10 protein-coding genes are annotated in these 19100 nt (G+C 64.2%); 6 read left to right on the top strand and 4 right to left on the bottom strand.

The features are described from left to right. Positions 1 to 247 precede the first annotated feature (247 nt). The gene (locus AC13FW_RS05305) at positions 248 to 571 is read left to right on the top strand and encodes a hypothetical protein (protein WP_296247419.1); all 324 of its coding nucleotides are present in this window, start codon (positions 248 to 250) and stop codon (positions 569 to 571) included. Positions 572 to 809: 238 nt separating this feature from the next. On the opposite strand, the gene adhP is transcribed toward AC13FW_RS05305, so the two are convergent. Further along, positions 810 to 1838, bottom strand: coding sequence for an alcohol dehydrogenase AdhP (gene adhP / locus AC13FW_RS05300; RefSeq protein WP_296247378.1), 1029 nt, complete (start codon positions 1836 to 1838; stop codon positions 810 to 812). 108 nt (positions 1839 to 1946) lie between these two features. Beyond that, positions 1947 to 3476, bottom strand: a complete 1530-nt coding sequence (gene adh / locus AC13FW_RS05295) for an aldehyde dehydrogenase (protein WP_296247381.1) — start codon at positions 3474 to 3476, stop codon at positions 1947 to 1949. Positions 3477 to 3719: 243 nt separating this feature from the next. Here adh and AC13FW_RS05290 point away from each other — a divergent pair, with 243 nt between their 5' ends. Continuing rightward, the gene (locus AC13FW_RS05290; RefSeq protein ID WP_482988431.1) at positions 3720 to 5579 is read left to right on the top strand and encodes a sigma-54-dependent Fis family transcriptional regulator; all 1860 of its coding nucleotides are present in this window, start codon (positions 3720 to 3722) and stop codon (positions 5577 to 5579) included. Between the two features lie 226 nt (positions 5580 to 5805). Here the strand turns inward: AC13FW_RS05290 and eda are convergent, their stop codons facing one another. Both eda and AC13FW_RS05280 read right to left on the bottom strand, forming a co-directional pair. Beyond that, positions 5806 to 6444, bottom strand: coding sequence for a bifunctional 4-hydroxy-2-oxoglutarate aldolase/2-dehydro-3-deoxy-phosphogluconate aldolase (eda, locus tag AC13FW_RS05285; protein WP_296247385.1), 639 nt, complete (start codon positions 6442 to 6444; stop codon positions 5806 to 5808). Further along, the gene (locus AC13FW_RS05280) at positions 6431 to 7453 is read right to left on the bottom strand and encodes a sugar kinase (RefSeq protein ID WP_482988430.1); all 1023 of its coding nucleotides are present in this window, start codon (positions 7451 to 7453) and stop codon (positions 6431 to 6433) included. The genes eda and AC13FW_RS05280 overlap by 14 nt, the downstream gene beginning before the upstream one ends. A gap of 273 nt (positions 7454 to 7726) precedes the next feature. Here AC13FW_RS05280 and AC13FW_RS05275 point away from each other — a divergent pair, with 273 nt between their 5' ends. From AC13FW_RS05275 to AC13FW_RS05260, 4 genes are all read left to right on the top strand, one after another. Continuing rightward, positions 7727 to 10534, top strand: a complete 2808-nt coding sequence (locus AC13FW_RS05275) for a TonB-dependent receptor (RefSeq protein WP_482988429.1) — start codon at positions 7727 to 7729, stop codon at positions 10532 to 10534. A gap of 209 nt (positions 10535 to 10743) precedes the next feature. Next, the gene (locus tag AC13FW_RS05270; protein ID WP_482988428.1) at positions 10744 to 13914 is read left to right on the top strand and encodes a TonB-dependent receptor; all 3171 of its coding nucleotides are present in this window, start codon (positions 10744 to 10746) and stop codon (positions 13912 to 13914) included. Positions 13915 to 13992: 78 nt separating this feature from the next. Then, positions 13993 to 15189, top strand: a complete 1197-nt coding sequence (gene pelA, locus AC13FW_RS05265) for a pectate lyase (RefSeq protein WP_482988427.1) — start codon at positions 13993 to 13995, stop codon at positions 15187 to 15189. Between the two features lie 3 nt (positions 15190 to 15192). Further along, positions 15193 to 18981: a LamG-like jellyroll fold domain-containing protein gene (locus AC13FW_RS05260; RefSeq protein WP_482988426.1), complete on the top strand. Its 3789-nt coding sequence runs from the start codon at positions 15193 to 15195 to the stop codon at positions 18979 to 18981. Positions 18982 to 19100: the final 119 nt, after the last annotated feature.

Raw genomic sequence — 19100 nt, 5'->3', positions numbered from 1 at the left:
CTTGCCCCCTCCCTTTGCCGCAGGCAAGGGGAGGGCTGGGGAGGGGGGCTTTTGCTTTTGCTTTTGCTTCCGCCTCTGCTTTTGCCGTCGCACCCAGCCCAACAACCATCTAAACACCCCGCTCACCCCCACCTAACAGCCCCGGGCGTAACTGTTAGCGCCCAACAGGGAGGGTTGTGCCATGTACCGCCCCGATCGCATCGAGCATCCCGCCGCGCCAACCTTGTTTGCTGCCGATCCCAAGCTGATGCGGCGTGGCCGGCTCAGGCGCAGCCAGCACGCTGCTGACGAAGTGGCGCAGGATTTCGTCCAGTACAGCCTCGACGACTATGCGCGGCGTCGGCGTGGCGCGCGCGGTTGGCTGGATCTGCAGCCGGCTTATGCATTTGCGCTGGCCACGCATGCAGCGGATTGGCCGCGTGGCAGCGGTGATACCGACGTGGAACTGGCCGAGCATTGGGAACAGGCACGCGGCGGCTCACGGCTGCGCTGGGAACAGGTACGGGATCTGGTCGAAGACGCATGGTTGGCGCTGGACCGCATGCCGGTGGCTGCGGTGCACGTACGCTGACCAATGTGGGGCCGGGATGTAGTGCCGAGCCATGCTCGGCAGGGGCTTTCCCAGCAACATCAATTTTTGTGAGCGATGATCTGCCAGCCCATCAGCTTCGCGGCTGACGCCGCTCCCACAAAGCCGGTATTGCTGATGTAGTGCCGAGCCATGCTCGGCAGAACTTGCTTGATCAGAAAAAAAAAGCAACTCGACCAGCACACCCCGGGGGAGGTGCGGATGTGCTGGCCGGTCGCGGTCAGGCGTTGAAGTCCAGCACCACGCGACCTTCAATCGCACCTGCATGCATGCGCTTGAACACGTCGTTGATGTTCTCCAGCTTGTCGGTGCTCACCGTCGCGGCGACCTTGCCATCGGCGGCGAACTGCAGCGACTCCTGCAGGTCCAGGCGGGTGCCGACGATGGAGCCACGCACGGTGATGCCATTGAGCACCATGCCGAAGATGTCCAGCGGGAAGTCACCCGGCGGCAGGCCATTGAGCGAGACCGTGCCGCCACGCCGCACCATGCCCAGCGCCTGTTCGAAGGCCTTGGGCGAGACCGCCGTCACCAGGGCGCCATGCGCGCCGCCGATCTCCTTCTTCAGGAAGGCTGCCGGATCGGTATTGCGGGCATTGACGGTGATGCTGGCGCCCAGGCGCTTGGCCAGGGCCAGCTTGTTGTCGTCGATATCCACCGCTGCCACGTTCAAGCCCATCGCCTTGGCGTACTGCACCGCCATGTGGCCGAGGCCGCCGATACCTGAGATCGCCACCCAGTCGCCAGGCTTGGTGTCGGTGACCTTCAAGCCCTTGTAGACGGTGACGCCGGCGCACAGGATCGGCGCGATCTCGACAAAGCCGACTTCCTTGGGCAGCAGGCCGACGTAGTTGGCATTGGCCAGCGCGTATTCGGCGAAGCCACCGTTCACCGAATAGCCGCTGTTCTGCTGCGCTTCGCACAGGGTTTCCCAGCCGCCCAGACAGTGCTCGCAATAGCCGCAGGCCGAATACAGCCACGGAATGCCGACGCGGTCGCCTTCCTTGATGTGGGTGACGCCTGCGCCCACTGCGACCACGTGGCCGACGCCTTCATGGCCGGGAATGAACGGGGGATTGGGCTTCACCGGCCAGTCGCCTTCGGCGGCGTGCAGGTCGGTGTGGCAGACGCCACAGGCCTCGATCTTGACCAGGATGTCGCCCGCAGCCGGACGTGGCACGGTTACTTCTTCAATCACCAGCGGCTTGCCGAATTCGCGGACCACGGCCGCTTTCATCGTCTTGTCCATCAATCGATCTCCTTTGCGGGGATAAGTCCAGCATGGCGCCAAGCGTGGCCTGGCGCCTTGATCCAGATCACGCCCGGCCAGTGCCGACCGGGCGGATCCGGGCTTGGTTCAGAAGAAGCCCAGTTTTTTCGGCGAATAGCTGACCAGCAGGTTCTTGGTCTGCTGGTAATGGTCGAGCATCATCTTGTGGTTCTCGCGGCCGATGCCAGACTGCTTGTAGCCACCGAACGCCGCGTGCGCGGGGTAGGCGTGGTAGCAGTTGGTCCACACCCGCCCTGCCTGTATCGCACGGCCCATGCGGTACAGGCGTGAAGCGTCGCGGCTCCACAGGCCGGCACCGAGGCCGTACAGGGTGTCGTTGGCGATCTCCAAGGCTTCTTCTTCGGTCTTGAAGGTGGTCACCGATACCACCGGCCCGAAGATCTCCTCCTGGAACACGCGCATCTTGTTGTGGCCCTTGAACACCGTCGGCTTCACGTAGAAGCCATCGGCCAGGTCGCCGCCGAGCTGGTTCTGCTCGCCGCCGATCAGCACCTCGGCACCCTCGGCCTTGCCGATCTCGATGTAGGACAGGATCTTCTGCAGCTGTTCCTGCGAGGCCTGTGCACCCACCATGGTGTTGGGATCCAGCGGGTTGCCCTGCTTGATAGCCGCCACCCGTGCCAGTGCGCGCTCGATGAACTTCTCGTAGATCGACTCCTGGATCAGCACCCGCGACGGGCAGGTGCAGACCTCACCCTGGTTGAAGGCGAACATCACGAAGCCTTCCACCGCCTTGTCGAGGAAATCATCGTCCTCGGCCATCACGTCGGCGAAGAAGATGTTCGGCGATTTGCCGCCCAGTTCCAGCGTCACCGGGATCAGGTTCTGGCTGGCGTACTGCATGATCAGCCGGCCGGTGCTGGTCTCGCCGGTGAAGGCGATCTTGGAGATGCGCGGGCTGCTGGCCAGCGGCTTGCCCGCTTCCAGGCCGAAGCCGTTGACGATGTTGAGCACGCCCGGCGGCAGCAGGTCGCCGATCACTTCCATCAACACAAGGATCGAGGCCGGGGTCTGCTCGGCTGGCTTCAGCACCACGCAGTTGCCGGCGGCCAGTGCCGGTGCCAGCTTCCACGCCGCCATCAGCAGCGGGAAGTTCCACGGGATGATCTGCCCGACCACGCCCAGCGGCTCGTGGAAGTGATAGGCCACGGTGTCGTTGTCGATCTGCGACAGGCTGCCTTCCTGCGCACGCAAGGCACCGGCGAAGTAGCGGAAATGGTCGGCCATCAACGGCACGTCGGCGTTGAGGGTCTCGCGGATCGGCTTGCCGTTGTCCCAGGTTTCGGCATGGGCAATCAGCTCAAGGTTTTCCTCGATGCGATCAGCAATGCGGTTGAGGATGTTGGCGCGCTCGGTGGTCGAACGCTTGCCCCAGGCGTCTTTGGCGGCGTGGGCGGCATCCAGCGCCAGCTCCACGTCCTCGGCGTTGGAGCGTGCCACCTGGGTGAACACCTTGCCGGTGACTGGCGTGGTGTTGTCGAAATACTGGCCACTGCGCGGGGCCACCCATTCACCGCCGATGTAGTTGCCGTAGCGGGCTTTGAACAGGGACTGCGGGTCGGTGGCATGCGGTTTGGCGGACAGGACTGCGTTCATCTGTGGAATCTCCGGTTCAGCGGTGTGTGGGCCGCGTGTGTGGCGGTGGCTACAACAGGCGCAAGAGCGATGCCAAGTTCCGCCTGTTGCGTTGCGGCACGATGAAACGCCATTGACTACGGAGGCGTGGCGGCAGATTTGCTGCACTGCGAAATCGCAGGTGATTGCAGCGCACGCTCCGGTGTGGTGTTAATCGGAACAGTGGTTTGAACAGCTGTCGCAAAATGCGACACAGGAGCGCTCATGGCACTGGCACTGCAGCATCGCGTGGGCAACGCCCGCCGCTCGTTCTTCGAGCGCGGCACCACGCCCGTGGGCACCGTGCCCGACACCATCCTGCAGTCCTGGCGGCGTTGCCAGCGCAGCGGCCTGCTGGTGGATGCCGAGCCTGCGCTGGAACCCCTGCCCGGCCACAATCTGCGCGAACTGCGCGAGCGCCATGAACGCTTGTGGCGGCTGGCGCGCGCCGAGCTGGATGGGCTGGCTGCACACACTGCCAGCACCGGCAGCATCGTGCTGCTGACCGACGAGAGCGGCTGGATCCTCAATGCCGAGGGCAGCGCCGGCTTCCTCGACAAGGCCGGCCGCGTGGCCTTGATGCCGGGTGTGTGCTGGAGCGAATCGGCGGTGGGCACCAATGCCATCGGCACCGCGATCGTGGAAGGCCGCGCGGTGGAAGTCCGTGGCGGCGAACACTTCTACGCCCCGCACGGCATCCTCAGCTGCTCGGCCATGCCGATCCACGATCCGCATGGGCAATTGGCCGGCGTGCTCGACATCAGCGGCCCAGCCAGCGTGCAGCAGATGCACGCGATGGGCCTGGCACGGCTGGCTGCCAATCGCATCGAGCACCGCTTCTTCGAAAACGGTATTGGCGACTGCGAACTATTGCGTCTGCACCACGATCGCACCTTGCTGGGCACCGCAGGCGAAGCCCTGCTCGGCTTCCGCAATGGCCGCCTGGTCGCAGCCAATGGCGTCGGCCTGCATCTGTTTGGCCTGGAGCGCGGTGATATCGGCCGCGCATCGTATGAGGCCTTGTTCGAGATGCCGCTGTCGCGGATGCGCGATGAAGGCATGTTGCAGGATCGCAGTGGTCGCGTGCTGCATGGTCAGTTGGATGCACCAGCATCGGCAGTCCGTACGCGGACGACCAGCGTCGCGTCACCGCTGGCGCGACCGATGCCAAGCACGGTCGCCGCGCCCGCCGTGGTATTCGACGCAGGCCAGCGCGAACAGCTGTTGCGTGCCGGCCGCGTGCTGGAAGCGGGCCTGCCGGTACTGCTGCAGGGCGAAACCGGTACCGGCAAGGAAGTGGCGGCGCGCGCGCTGCATGCGCAAGGCAGTCGCAGCGGCAAACCCTTCGTCGCGGTGAACTGTGCAGCCCTGCCCGAAGGCCTGATCGAATCGGAATTGTTTGGTTACGAAGAAGGCGCCTTCACCGGTGCGCGTCGACAAGGTAGCCAGGGCCTGCTGCGGCAGGCGCAGGGTGGCGTGTTGTTCCTCGATGAAATCGGCGACATGCCGCTGGCCCTGCAGCCGCGCCTGCTGCGCGTGCTGCAGGACCGCGAGCTGTCACCGTTGGGTGGCGGTAAGCCGGTCAAGCTGGATTTCATGCTGATCTGCGCCACCCACTGCGATCTGCAGCAGGCGATGGATGACGGCCGGTTCCGTTCGGATTTGTACTATCGCATCGCCGATCACGTGATGCGGCTGTCGCCGCTGCGCGACGCACAGGACCGCGCGCAGCTGCTGCAGGCGATGTGGCAGCCCTTGGCGCAAGGCCGTGTGTTGAGCGTGGAGGCGGAGCTTGCGCTGGTGGCGTATGACTGGCCGGGCAACCTGCGCCAGCTTGCGGCCTGCCTGCGCACCCTGGTGGCGTTGACCGAGCCGGGTGCGGTGATTGATAGGGGATTGCTGCCGGAGTACCTGCATCAGGCTGTGCGACGCGGTGCTGCTGCTCCGGTGGTGGATGGCAGCCTGCAGGAGCTGGCCCTGGATGTGATGCGGCAGACCTTGGCGGCCTGCGATGGCAATGTGAGCCTGGCAGCGAAAAGGCTGGGGGTTAACCGCAGTACCTTGTATCGGCGGTTGAAGCTTTAGAGCCGAGCAACAGCAACAGCAACAGCAACAGCAACAGCAACAGCAACAGCACCCCTCCCCGGCCCTCCCCTTCGCTGCGCGAAAGGGAGGGGGTGGTTCCGGCGGCCTGCAGCATCCTGCGTCTGCCCCCTCCCTTTGCCGAAGGCAAGGGGAGGGTTGGGGAGGGGTCAGCTTTTGACTTTGACTTTGATTTTGACTTCGATCTAGACCCAACCCAAAGGCCATATCAACCCGGCAACACCGCCGCAGCCCTTGCCAACGCCTCAATCCCCGCCCAATCACGCGCCTGCAACAACTCGCGCGTGGTCAACCACGAGCCGCCCACGCACAGCACATTCGGCAGATGCAGGAACTGCGATGCGGTCTGCGCGCTGATACCGCCGGTGGGGCAGAAGCGCACATCACCGAAGGGGCCATTCCAAGCCGACAACATGCCTACGCCGCCAGCCTGCACAGCCGGGAAGAACTTGAACGTATCCAACCCCTGCTCCAGGCCGCGCATCAGTTCGGATGAAGTCGCAACGCCGGGCAGGAACGGCAAGTCGGTATCGCGCGCCGCCGCATACAGCGTGTCGGTGGCGCCCGGCGATACCGCAAAACGACCGCCAACCGATTTCAGCTTCTCCATCTGCGCCGGGGTCAGCACGGTGCCGGCACCGACGACTGCATCCGGCACGGCCTCGACCATGGCCTTGATCGCATCCATCGCGTTTGCGGTGCGCAGGGTGACTTCGATCACCGGCAGACCGCCATTGAACAGGGCCTGCGCGACCTGCACCGCATCGTCGACATTGTCGGGAGTGAACACCGGAATCACCGGGGCCAGTTTGAGCACTGCGCGTACGCGCGGATCAGCGCCGGACATCGAACTTTCCTTCGCCCATCAGGGCCATGACGTCGGCCACGCCGACTGGGTTGAAATCACCGGGAATGGAATGCTTCAGGCAGCCTGCGGCCAGGCCGAAACGGATCGTGGTTTCCGCATCCATGCCTTCGATCAGGCCGTGCAGCACGCCGGCCGCGAATGCGTCACCACCGCCGATGCGATCGACGATATCGGTCAGCTCTTCGGCTGGCGCCAATGCACGGGTGCCATCACGGCCGAGCAGCATCGCGCCCAGCGAATGGTGGCCGACGCTGTGCGCTGTGCGCTGCGTGCAGGCCATGTACTGCAGGCGCGGGAACGCTGCGAACGCCATTGCCGCCGCCGCATCCACGCGTGCCTGTGGTTCGGGCTGGTTGAACTCGCCGCCCAGCACCACCCCGATGTCGCGGTAGTCGGCAAACACGATGTGCGCGCAGTCGAACAGGTCGCGCAGGATCGCCTTGGCGTCGCCGCCCCAGCGTTCCCACAACTTGGGCCGGAAATTGCCGTCGAAGGAGACCTTGATGCCGCGTTCGTTTGCAGCGCGTGCGGCGGCCAGGGTGGCCTGCGCGGCTTCCATGCCCAGGGCAGGGCTGACCCCGGACAGGTGCAGCCACTGCGCGCCCTGCAGCAGTGCCGGCCAGTCGTAGCTGTCGGCGCGGGCGCTGGCGAAGGCCGAGTCCGCGCGGTCATAGACCACTTCGCTGGGCCGGTGGCCGGCGCCGGTGGTGAGGAAGTACAGGCCCATGCGGCCATCGCTGCGGCGCACGCGCGAGGTGTCCACGCCATGGCGGCGCAGTTCGCCAGCCACCGCCGCACCCAGCGGGTTGTCGGCGACCACGCTGATCATCGCCACATCGTGGCCGAAGTGGGCCAACGACACGCCGACATTGGCCTCGGCACCGCCGGCATGCACGTCCAGCGTGGGCGACTGCAACAACAGCTGGTTACCAGGCGCGCCCAGGCGGAGCAGCAGCTCACCAAAACAGACAACACGGGGGGAAATCATCGCCATTCCTGTCTCCTCGTCGATCGGCGCGCATCATGGCATGGTTGATTGGCTATCGGTGTCATTTGCCTGCGACTGTCCCTCCGACTGCCCGTGTTACCGTCCCCCGATGTCCTTCAGACAATGGTTTCCGCCCTGTTTGAGTCCTGCTGCACTGCAAGATGCTCCCTCTTCACGCAGCTGCTACTTTCCGTTTTGACCAGCGGTGTCATCCGGCGCAAAGCACAAGCCGGAGCCACTGCATCGCATGCAAACCTTGGAGAGGGGAAGCACATGAATCCACGTAACTCGCAGAAAAAGACACCGGTTACCTTGCTCGCGTTGGGGATCAGTTTGGCCCTGCAGGCAGGCGCTGCCATGGCCCAGGACGCCGCTGCGCCGGCTGCCGGCACCGCCGCCACCGAACTGGATGCAGTCACCGTCACCGGTTACCGCGCCAGCGTGGAGAAGGCGCTGGACATCAAGCGCGGCGAAGCCGGCGTGGTCGATGCCATCGTCGCCGAGGACATCGGCAAGTTCCCCGACAGCAACCTGGCCGAATCGCTGCAGCGCATTCCCGGCGTGGTGATCACCCGTGATGGCGGCGAAGGCCGCAACATCTCGGTACGCGGCCTGGGCCCGGACTTCACCCGCGTGCGAATCAACGGCCTGGAAGCTCTGAGCACGGTCGGCAGCACCGACGGTCAGGGCGGTACCAACCGCGGCCGTGGCTTCGATTTCAACGTGTTCGCCGCCGACCTTTTCACCCAGCTGATCGCGCGCAAGACCGCATCGGCCGATGTGGACGAGGGCTCGCTGGGTGCCACCGTGGACCTGCGTACCGGTCGCCCGTTCGACTATGACGGCCTGACCATCGTCAGCAACGTGCAGGCGTCCTACAACGATGCCTCGCAGTCGGCGATGCCGCGCTTTGCCGGTTTGATCGCCAACAGCTGGGCCGATGGCAAGTTCGGTGCGTTGTTCTCGGTGGCCTACTCCGAACGTGAAACCGTTGAAGAAGGCAGTGGCACCGTGCGCTGGGCCAATGCGCTGGCCAACACGCCCACCAACACCGCCAACCCGAACGGTGTCGGCTTCGCCGGTTGCTCTACCGGCACCGCGCCCTTCCCCGGCGTCTGCAGCGACAAGGTCTATACGCCTCGCTTCCCGCGTTACACGCTGGTCGAGCATGACCAGAAGCGACTGGGCATCACCGGCGCGCTGCAGTTCAAGCCCAGTGACCGCACCAGCTTCAACCTGGACATGCTGTACTCCAAGATCGACGCCAAGCGCGACGAGAAGTACATCGAAGCCAATGGCTTGAGCAAGACTGGTACGGCTGGCAAGGCGCAGGCCGTGGTCACCGATGGCGTGATCGAGAACGGCGCGCTGGTCTACGCAAAGATGGACAACGTGGACATCCGTGCGGAGAACCGCCACGACGAATGGACCACCGATTTCTACCAGCTCAGCCTCGATGGTGAGCACCGACTGACCGACAACTTCACCATCACCGGCAAGATCGGCACGTCCAAGTCCAAGCATGAGAACCCCATCCAAGCGACCATCATGATGGACAAGCTGGATGTGGATGGTTACAGCTACGACTACCGTGGCAATGCCAACAAGCCGGTGTTCAACTACGGTGTGAGCCCGACCGACCCCAATGGTTGGACGCTGTCCACCATTCGCCTGCGCCAGAACTACGTGACCAACGAGTTCAACAATGGCCAGCTGGAGTTCTCCTGGGTGATGGGACCGTCCTTCACCCTGGACGGCGGCATCCAGGCCAAGAACTACAGCTTCGATTCGATGGAACGTCGCCGCGCAGACACCGAATCGAACGTCCCGAATTTCAGCACCGGCAACAAGCTGGTACCTGCTGACATGACGGAGCTCGCCAGTCTCGGCGGCATGTCGGGCTCGCCCGGCAAGTGGGTGGTTCCGAACTTCGGTGCGATTGCCGACCAGTTTGGCATCTTCAGCAACCAGGGCACCTTTGCCGTTGCCGACTACGCACCCAGCATCCGTGGTGTTGAGGAGCAGGATCGCAGTGGCTGGTTGATGGGTCGCTTCTCCACCGAACTGGGTTCGATTCCGGTGTCCGGCAACATCGGTGCCCGTTACGTCAAGACCAAGCAGACGTCGCACGGCATCGCCACCGGTTCCGGTACGCCCGTCGTGGCCACTGCAACGCGTGAATACAACGATTTCCTGCCGTCGCTGAACCTGGTTGCGGAAATCACGCCTGACTTCCTGATCCGCTTCGGTGCGGCCAAGGTGATGTCACGTCCGGGTCTTGGCAGCCTGACCCCGGGTGTCACCGTCAGCGTCAGCGGCAGTGCCAAGACGGTTAGTGCTGGTAACCCCGACCTGGAGCCGATCCGCGCCAAGACCGCGGACCTGGGCTTCGAGTGGTACTTCAACGAAGGTGCCATGCTCGGTGTCGGCGTGTTCTACAAGGATATCGGCAGCTTCATCCAGAACACCCGTGAGAGCCGCATCTATTCGGAAAGCGGCCTGCCGGCCAGCTTGCTGGCAGGCACCGATGCCAGCCCGGATGACACCTTCGTGTTCTCGCTGCCGGTCAACACCCCGGGCGGTGACCTGACCGGGGTCGAGTTCAACTATACGCAGCCCTTCACCTTCCTGCCGGGCAAGTGGTCCAACCTGGGTGCGCAGTTCAACTACACCTATGTGGAATCGAAGGTGCAGTACATCACCAGCAGCGGCGCGCTTGCACAGAAGACTGATCTGACGGGCCTGTCGCGCAATTCCTGGAACGCCACCCTGTTCTACGAAGGGACCAACTGGTCGGGCCGCGTGTCGGCGACCAACCGCGATGATTACCTGATCCAGGTGCCGGGCACCGAGAAGGGCTTCGACAGCGCAGGCCTCGGCGTGCACGGCCAGAGCGGCACCACCTTCCTCGATGCGTCGATCCACTACCGCATCAGCGACCAGCTGGAAATCAGCCTGGAAGGCGCCAACCTGACCAACGAAGCACAGGAGTCGTGGGTGTCCAACCCGTCGGTATCGCTGCCGCTGGAATACAGCGAGACCGGTCGCCAGTTCACCCTGGGTCTGCGTTACAAGTTCTGATAGCCGCCGTTTGGCAGGGACCGGAGCGCACTCTCTCCGCAGCTCCGGCCCTGCCCTTTCATCCTCCGCAGGCCATGGTCATGCCATGGCCTGACGGCTGTCCACGCGCGGCCGCAACGGCCCGACAGCACCTCTGAAGTACTCGCCAGGGACAACCCCACACCCTTCCCAGTCCGCTTGATTCCCCGCCCGGGGAAGGAGCCAACCGCATGGATCGTAAGCGCCGTTTTGGAAAGACACCGGTTACCTTGTTGGCAACCGCCATTGCTTCGGTATTGACCGCTCCCCTTGCCTTCGCCCAGTCCGCACCTGCGGCCGCCGAGGCCACCCAGCTGGATGCAGTGAACGTCACTGGCTACCGCCAGAGCCTGCAGAAATCGCTGGAAGAAAAGCGTTACACCACCGAACAGGTGGACGCGATCTTCGCCGAGGACATCGGCAAATTCCCCGACCAGAATCTTGCCGAGTCGCTGCAGCGAATCGCCGGCGTATCGATTGATCGCGAAGGAGGCGAAGGCCAGCGCATCTCGATCCGAGGCTTGGGCGCGGACTTCACCCGCGTGCGCCTCAACGGCCTGGAAGCATTGGCTACCGCCGGCAACGGCAGCAGCGGCGTCAACCGCAGTCGCGGCTTCGATTTCAATACCTTCGCCTCCGAACTCTTCAGCCAGGTCAAGGTCAACAAGACCCAGTCAGCGCAGATGGATGAAGGCTCGCTGGGTTCCACCGTCGACCTGCGTGGTTCGCGGCCGTTCGATTTTGCCGGTTTCCAGGCCTCGGCATCGGCACAGGCCGGCTATGGCGAGCTGGCGGAGAAGTATGACCCGCGTTTCTCCGGCCTGATCAGCAACACCTGGGCCGATGGCCGCTTTGGTGCCTTGTTGTCTGGCTCGTACAGCAAGCGCAACGTGTACGAGGAAGGCTACAACCCGGTGCGTTGGGAGCACGGCAACCACCGCAACTCGAACCAGTCCAACGCCGCCAACAACGGCACCTACGGCTTCTGCTCGCCGGTGGGTTATGACCCGCAGACGCCGCGCAACCCGGCATCGAACGAAACCCCGGCTGGCAGCGGCAGCCAGGCCAACCAGGACCGCAACAACGGCTGGGGCAGCTACGGCATCAGCGCCACCCATTGCGGTACCGACCTGCCGCGCCCGGACAATACGCCGGAAAACATCGCCGCCTACGAGACCGCGACCAATGCCTGGATCCCGCGCTACCCGCGCTACATCCGCACCGCGCATGAGATCGAGCGGCTGGGTGTAACCGGTGCGCTCCAGTTCCGCGTCTCCGACGACACCCTGCTCAGTTTCGATGCGATGTACTCGAAGCTGGACAAGGAACAACGCGAAGACTCCATTGGCGCCAACCTGCATCGCGCCGCCAACCTCGGCGGCAAGACCCAGATCGTGGTACGCGAGGCCGAGGTGGACGCGCAGAACCGGCTGATCTACGGCGTGTTCGACAACGTTGACTTCCGCACCGAGTCCAGCCTGATCGAGGAATCGACCACCTTCCAGCAGTACAGCCTGAACCTGGAACATCACTTCAACGATGCGGTGAAGATGGAGGCCGTGCTCGGCCATTCCAGTTCGGACTACGAGCGCCCGGTGTTCTCGCTGGTGAGCTTCGACAACAGCAATGTCGATGGCTTCGTGATGGACATGCGCAACGGCGGCGACATGCCCAACATGACCCTGCCCTTCGCCTTGAACGACCCGGCGGCTTGGTCGTGGCTGGGTTACGGTGCGGTGCCGGTCAACAGCAACGGCACCGCGCGCGGCAGCAACATCAGCGAAGTGCGCTTGAACCCGAGTTACGTCAACAACGCTTTCGACACTGCCAAGGTCGACCTGCAGTTCAACATCAATCCAACCTTCACCCTGCGTACCGGCCTTGCCTACAAGGACTACGACATGGAGTCGGAGGAGTACCGCCACATCAGCTACGGCCGCCTGGCCCAGGCCCTGCCGGCGGGCGTTACCGTCGGTGACCTGAGCACCACGCTGACCGGTTTCGGCAAGAACCTGTCCGGCAATGTGCCGAACGGTTGGCTAGTCCCGGATTTCGGCAAGATCGCCGAACTGCTCAACATCAACTGCAACTGTGACACAGGCGTGCAGGGCGGTGATTACCGTCTGGCCGGCGTCGGCCACTTCGGCGCTTCCAACAACAACTTCGAGGTCAACGAGCGCAGCCTCGGCGGCTACCTGCAGTTGGATTTCAATACCGAACTGTGGGACCGCGCCTTCCGCGGCAATCTCGGCGTGCGCGTGGTCAACACCCAGATCAGTTCTTCGGGCTGGGCACCGTGCAACGCAGCCACATCGGGCAACAACTCGGCCAACTGCGAATCGTTCTTTGGTGTGGCCAGCGCGACGGCTGCAGCCGGTGAACGCTCGCTGGTGCGCTCGGTGGTCAACCACAGCTACCAGGACGTGCTGCCGTCGCTGAACCTGGCCTGGGACGTGGCCGAGAACGTGGTGCTGCGTTTCGGCGCGGCCAAGACCATGGCACGCCCAACCCTTGCCTACCTGTCACCCAGCGTCAGTGGCGGCCCCACCGGCTACTTCGATGATGGGCGCGTGTTTGCGATCAATCTTGGCAACCCCAAGCTCGACCCGTTCCGCTCGACCAACTACGACCTGAGTGCGGAGTGGTACTTCGGTGATGGTGGCCTGCTGTCGGCGGCACTGTTCTACAAGGACATCGACAGCTATGTGCAGCGCACCCGCCTGCTGACCACCTGGGGTGACATGGGCTACGCGCTGGACCTGTTGCCGGCTGGCTTCACCGCCGACACCATGTTCAACGTGCAGAGCTACTACAACACCCCGGGCGGCCCACTGAAGGGCTACGAGTTGAGCTACCAGCAGCCGTTTACCTTCCTGCCCGGCATCTGGAGCAAGTTCGGTATCCAGCTCAACTACACGCATGTCGAGTCGAGCATCAAATACATGTTCAGCTCGGCCGGCAACAGCAATACCAGCATCACCACCACCTTCACCGACAACGACCTGGTCAACCTGTCGCCGAATTCGTACAACGCCACTTTGTACTATGACGACGGCAAGTTCAGCGCCCGCGTATCCACCAGCTACCGTGACGGCTACATCGGCGAGATCCTCAGCCAGGAAAGCGTCTGGGACCTGGACGGCAATAAGTTCGCAACGCCGGATGTGACCGGCAAGAACAGCGTGCGCAACGTCGACTTCAACATGTCGTACAAGGTCAACAAGAAGCTGTCGCTGACCTTCGAGGCGATCAACCTGCTCGACACCCCGGACGAGCGCTATGTGGACTCGTCACGGCAGATGGCCGACCGCTACACCGTTACCGGTCGCCAGTACTACGTCGGCGCGCGCTATAAGTTCTGAGATGAAACATACGCACGGCCAATGCAGTAACACCGGGATGCCAGCACGCTGGTGTCCCGGTGTACGCAGGAGGATGCGATGAGGCATTTGTGGTTGTCGGCCGCGCTGTTGATCAGCACGGGCTGGAGCTCCTCGGCGGTGCAGGCGGCCCTGCAACGCACCGAGCCCGAAGCCGAGAACATGTTGCTGCTGCAGACTGCCTCCGGCGGTTGGTCCAAGCAGTACCAGGGCAAGGCGGTGGATTACCAGCACGTGTTCAGCGCCAGCGAGCGCGCAGCGTTGCAGGACCCGGATCGGCTGGATGACGCTAATATCGACAACAAGGCGACCACGCGCGAGATCCGCCATCTGCTGCAGGCCTGGAAAGACACCGGTAACGTCGCCTACCTGAGCGCCGCACGGCGCGGCGTGGATTATCTGCTGGCCGCGCAGTACGCCAATGGCGGCTGGCCGCAGTACTACCCCGAGCGTTCGCTGTACCGGCACCAGATCACCTTCAACGACGACGCGATGACCCGCGTGCTGGACCTGCTGCAGGACATCGCCGAAGGTGCGCCCGCGGTTGCGGGCCTGCCGCCGGACTATGCAGGCAAGGCCAACGCCGCCTTGCAGCGCGGCCTGCAGAATGTGCTGGCCACGCAGGTGCGAATGGATGGCCGACTGTCCATCTGGGCCGCGCAATACGACGAGGTCAGCCTGCAACCGGCCAAGGCGCGCTCCTACGAGCTGCCATCGTTGGCGGTATCCGAGTCGGTGGGCGTGCTGCGGCTGTTGATGCGCCAGCCCGAGCCGAGCCCGCAGACCATCGAAGCCATCGAAGCCGGCCTGCAGTGGCTGCAGGCCAATGCCTTGCTGGACCTGGCGATGCGCAAGGTCGAGGCACCGGAGCAGCCCAGTGGCAAGGACGTGCTTGTAGAACCTTTGGCAGGCGCACGGCTGTGGGCACGCTTCTACGATCTGGAACAGGGGCGTCCGATGTTCGTCAATCGCGAGGGTGAGCGTGTGGCGCGCTTCGCGGATATTCCGAACGAGCGCCGGGTAGGTTATGCCTGGTATGGCGTGTGGCCGGAGCAGTTGCTGGAACGGGAGTGGCCGAAATGGGCGCAGCGGCATGGGCGAGAGCAACCCTCTCCCCAACCCCCGCTCCGCGCCCCGGCCCTCGCGCCAGCGCATGGGCGTTCGGAGAGGCGCGAACCTTTGGTTCGCGAGCGCCCCTCCTCACCCCGGAGGGAGAGGGGCTTAAGCAAGGCAGTCAACCGATTTGGAACGAGTTAGACAATGAACCAGAAAACCGAGTTGCGTCCCACCCACCTCGCCTGCGTGCTGGGCCTGCTGTTGGCACCGTTGAGCGCTGCCGCGCAGTCGCCTGAGCTGTTGTTCCGCGTCTCGGCGGACAAGGGCTTCGTCGCCGACAGCGCAGGTGGCGATGCCACGCCGAACTTCCAGGACAAAGTCAGCCTTGTCGACGATGGCGCACATGGCCGCGCCATCCAATGGCAGGACGACGGCGTGCTGTCGTGGAATGCGCCCGGCAACATCCAGGCCGAGCGCGGCACTTTGTCGTTCTTCTGGCGCTCGCGCTATGCGGTGGGCGAAACCCCGTTCGTGATCTTCCGGGTCGGCTACGCCGACCACAGCAGCTGGGACATGGCGTGGCTGCGCATCGACTGGAACGGGCACGGCTTCGATGCCTTCGTCACCGATGCCAACCTGGCCCGCACCCGTGTCTCGTTCAAACTCGACAAGAATCCGTTGCCCGAACAATGGCAGCACATCGCCTTTGCCTGGGACGAGGACAAGGGCGTCAAGCTGTTCGTCGATGGCCGTGAAGTCGCACAGGCAGCCACCACCGGCGACTACGACGCAGCGTTGGACCAGCTCGGCCTCGCCGGCCGGGTGATGGCGCCCTACCAGGTGCAGAGCCGCTACAACTTCCTGCGTGGCAGCGACTTCGACGAGATCCGCGTCTATGACCGCATGCTCGATGGCGCTGGTGTTGCCGCGCTTGCGCGCAATGCCGAGCCGCGCAGCGCCGAGAGCGGCAGCGCCTCGCAGCGCGCCTGGTGGCACCGCTATGGTTGGGAAGGTGCAGCGCCGCCGGCACTGAGCGCGCCGACCACAAGCATTCGCAAGGTCGAGTTTGCTGACGTAAAAGACAAGCTGCAGTGGATGTGGAAAGGCACTGACGGCATCGCCGAAACCACCTGGCCGGGCGTCTACAACCGCTCGCGCCTGCCCGGGCGCAATGATTACTTCCAGCTGCCGGACTGGAACACCTACGTCGAAGGTGGCCAGCAACTGGACCTGACGGTTCCAGAAGGCGAGCACATCAATCGCATCGAGATCCGCGGCGCCGCCTACGGCGAGCTGAAGGGAACGGCCGGCACCCTGTTCAAGCGTCCGCAGGGCGTGGTGCGCAGCGTGGACAGCTTCGCCGACCAGGTTGGTGGCACGTTGCACTTCCACAACACCGCGCAGGAAACCCCGATCCAGGAGATCTGGGGCTACCAGGTCAGCGACGCAGCCGAACCGCAGGGCACGGTCAAGCAGCGCTACCAGATCGACAGCAGCGTGCTGCCGGATTACACCAATATCGCAAGCCTGCGCGACTACATCGACGGCCGCTTCGCGCCGGATGAGCGCAGCACGGTGATGGCGCTGCCCAAGGGCGCAGGCTCGCGCAAGCGCGCTGCCGACAGCCTGCCGGCCAAGCCGATGCCGATCGTGCACGTGCTGATTCCGTCCGGCGTCGGCGATGCACCGGCCGCGCAGCCGCTGATCCGCAGCTGGGCGCACAGTTGGGAGAACATGCACGACGGCCTCGATGGTGTGGCGATCGATATCCCCGCACTGGATCTGCCGGCGACGCATGACGGTCTGATCCCGCTGAACATCCGCATCAAGGACCCGATCTGGCCGGCGCGCGACATGATCGACGTTTCGGTGTCGGTGAAGCCGGGTGAAGCACGCACGCTGTGGCTGGACCTGCGCGACCGCATCCTCACCGCCGACAGCCTGTGGATCTCGGTGGCCTCGGCCGCGCCCGGCTTCAATGCCGCATCGCTGGACGGCGCCGAAGTGCGGCTGGTGTTCAAGGAACGCAAGGAGGCGATCAAGCAGCACGTCGCCGACCGCTTCAACCAGGTGCGCGACAACTGGGGCTTCCTGGTCGAGGAGCACACCACCTCCAAGCGCCAGCGGCTGTATTCGCGCGTCTATGCTGATCTGAGTGATCTGCTGCGGGTCGATCCGGACCATGAACTGGGCCGCCTGTATTGGAATTACATCAGCTACAACAGCCAGGGCAAGCCACCGTTTGAACAGCCGCAGGCGCCGAAGGGCGTTCCGTTGTGGGCGTTCCGCCAGGTCGAAGACCTGAAGTACGTGCGTCGCTTTGTCGACTGGTGGATCGAGAACCGGCAGGTCGCTTACGGCGATTTCGGCGGCGGCATTTCCGATGACAGCGACCTGACCCAACAGTGGCCGGGACTGGCACTGATGGGCGTGGAGCCCGAGCGCCTGAACCGCTCGCTGACGGCACTCTCCGATGCGGTTTACCGCAACGGCATGTTCTCCAACGGCCTGAGCACCATCGAGACCGACGAGCTGCACGCCTACGAGGAAGGCATCAACGCCAACAGCGCGATGCTCTACCTCAACTGGGGCGATCCGCTCACCGTCGAGCGCCTGATGGAGACGGTGAAGGCCTTCGACGAACGCATCATCCTGCGCAACCCGCAGGGCAACCTGCTGTTCTCCAGCAACTGGTTTGGCGGCAACAAGGTTTATCGCGAGCCGAACTGGCAGTGGCAGAAGCCGTATTCGTTCCCGGCGCTGCATCCGGCTTTCCTGATCGGCGAGTACAACGCCGATCCCACCGGTCGCAAGCTGGTCACCGGTCTGGCTGACGGCTACCTGGCCCATGCCTACAAAGACGACAAGGGCCGCTTCACCCTGCCCAACGAGATCAACTGGGCCACGGGCAAGACCCGCGGCGGTGAGTTGAACCAGGGCTCGGGCAGCGGCGATGTGATGCACACCTTCTGGGCTGCATGGCGCTGGACCGGCGATGCCAAGTACCTGCAGGCGCTGGATTACCGCGTGGTGCGTGGCGGGCCGGGCGTGCTGTCCAACCTCGGCGAGAACTACGTCGATGTGCTGGGCAGGCAGCAGGACTGGGGCAAGCAGCTGGTGGCCGACGCCGACAAGGGCGGTAGCGGCTTCACCGCGATCAGCGCCTGGCAGCAGACCGGTGACAAGAAGTACCTGGAAACGCTGCACGCCGACGGCATCCAGGCCAAGGCGCAGCGCGAGTACATGAACACCGAAGGCCACTGGTGGAGTGACCGCGTCGAAGCACCGAGCGAGTTCCTGCAGCGCCTGCGCCTGGGGGGCATCGGCCTGAAGCGCAACCAGAGCTGGCCGGGGCATACGGTGAGTTGGCAGTTCGCCCAGCCTGAGGGTGCCGAACAGGTCGCCTTGCTGGTGCATGCGCCGTCACGCGAGCGCTTCAAGGTGATTGCCTACAACCTTGGCAATACGCCGCTCGACGCGACCATGACCGGTTGGAATGTCGTCGCCGGTACCTGGCGTGTGCGTAGCGGTGTGGATCGCGATGGTGACGATGTGATCGACGGCAAGGCCGATGTTCGCGAGGTATTGCTGGAGAAGAGCGTCGGTACGCGGCTGCGGTTTGCGCCGAAGCAGAGCCAGGTATTCGAGTTCGAGCTGGTGACGCCGGGCACGCCGGTGGAGACGCGCGCGGATCTGGGCATTGGTCGCGGCGATCTGAAGATCGAGAGTGAGCGCGTGCTGTTGACCGTGCACAGCCTGGGGCATGTCGGGACTGGCGCTGGTTATGCGGTGCTGGAAGATGCGCGCGGTCGTGAGGTCGCTCGGGTTGCGGTGCCTGCATTGGAAGCGCCGCTGGATCTGTCGCCGCGGACGGCGACGGTGGAGCTGCAGATGCCGGCCGGGTTCAAGCGCGAGGGCGCGAGCGTGCGGGTTGGCCTGGAAGGGGATGGAGCTGAGGTGACCAAGCTCAATAACCGGCTGCCGCTGCAGTGATTGTTCAAGCCCCTCTCCCGAAGGGAGAGGGGCTTTGCCAACTGTAGTGGGGGGGGCGGGGGGGGGGGGGGCGGGGGGGGGGCTCGCGCATCAGGCGGGGGGGGGCGGGGGCCGCCTGG

It is taken from the genome of Stenotrophomonas sp. 21LCFQ19, from assembly GCF_056861425.1.
This window is presented reverse-complemented; position numbering and strand designations above follow the sequence as displayed.

Excerpts from the sequence above, each read along its gene's own strand:
- AC13FW_RS05305 (WP_296247419.1), top strand. The coding sequence starts at position 248 with ATGCGGCGTGGCCGGCTCAGGCGCAGCCAGCACGCTGCTGACGAAGTG.
- adhP (WP_296247378.1), bottom strand. The coding sequence starts at position 1,838 with ATGGACAAGACGATGAAAGCGGCCGTGGTCCGCGAATTCGGCAAGCCG.
- adh (WP_296247381.1), bottom strand. The coding sequence starts at position 3,476 with ATGAACGCAGTCCTGTCCGCCAAACCGCATGCCACCGACCCGCAGTCC.
- AC13FW_RS05290 (WP_482988431.1), top strand. The coding sequence starts at position 3,720 with ATGGCACTGGCACTGCAGCATCGCGTGGGCAACGCCCGCCGCTCGTTC.
- eda (WP_296247385.1), bottom strand. The coding sequence starts at position 6,444 with ATGTCCGGCGCTGATCCGCGCGTACGCGCAGTGCTCAAACTGGCCCCG.
- AC13FW_RS05280 (WP_482988430.1), bottom strand. The coding sequence starts at position 7,453 with ATGATTTCCCCCCGTGTTGTCTGTTTTGGTGAGCTGCTGCTCCGCCTG.
- AC13FW_RS05275 (WP_482988429.1), top strand. The coding sequence starts at position 7,727 with ATGAATCCACGTAACTCGCAGAAAAAGACACCGGTTACCTTGCTCGCG.
- AC13FW_RS05270 (WP_482988428.1), top strand. The coding sequence starts at position 10,744 with ATGGATCGTAAGCGCCGTTTTGGAAAGACACCGGTTACCTTGTTGGCA.
- pelA (WP_482988427.1), top strand. The coding sequence starts at position 13,993 with ATGAGGCATTTGTGGTTGTCGGCCGCGCTGTTGATCAGCACGGGCTGG.
- AC13FW_RS05260 (WP_482988426.1), top strand. The coding sequence starts at position 15,193 with ATGAACCAGAAAACCGAGTTGCGTCCCACCCACCTCGCCTGCGTGCTG.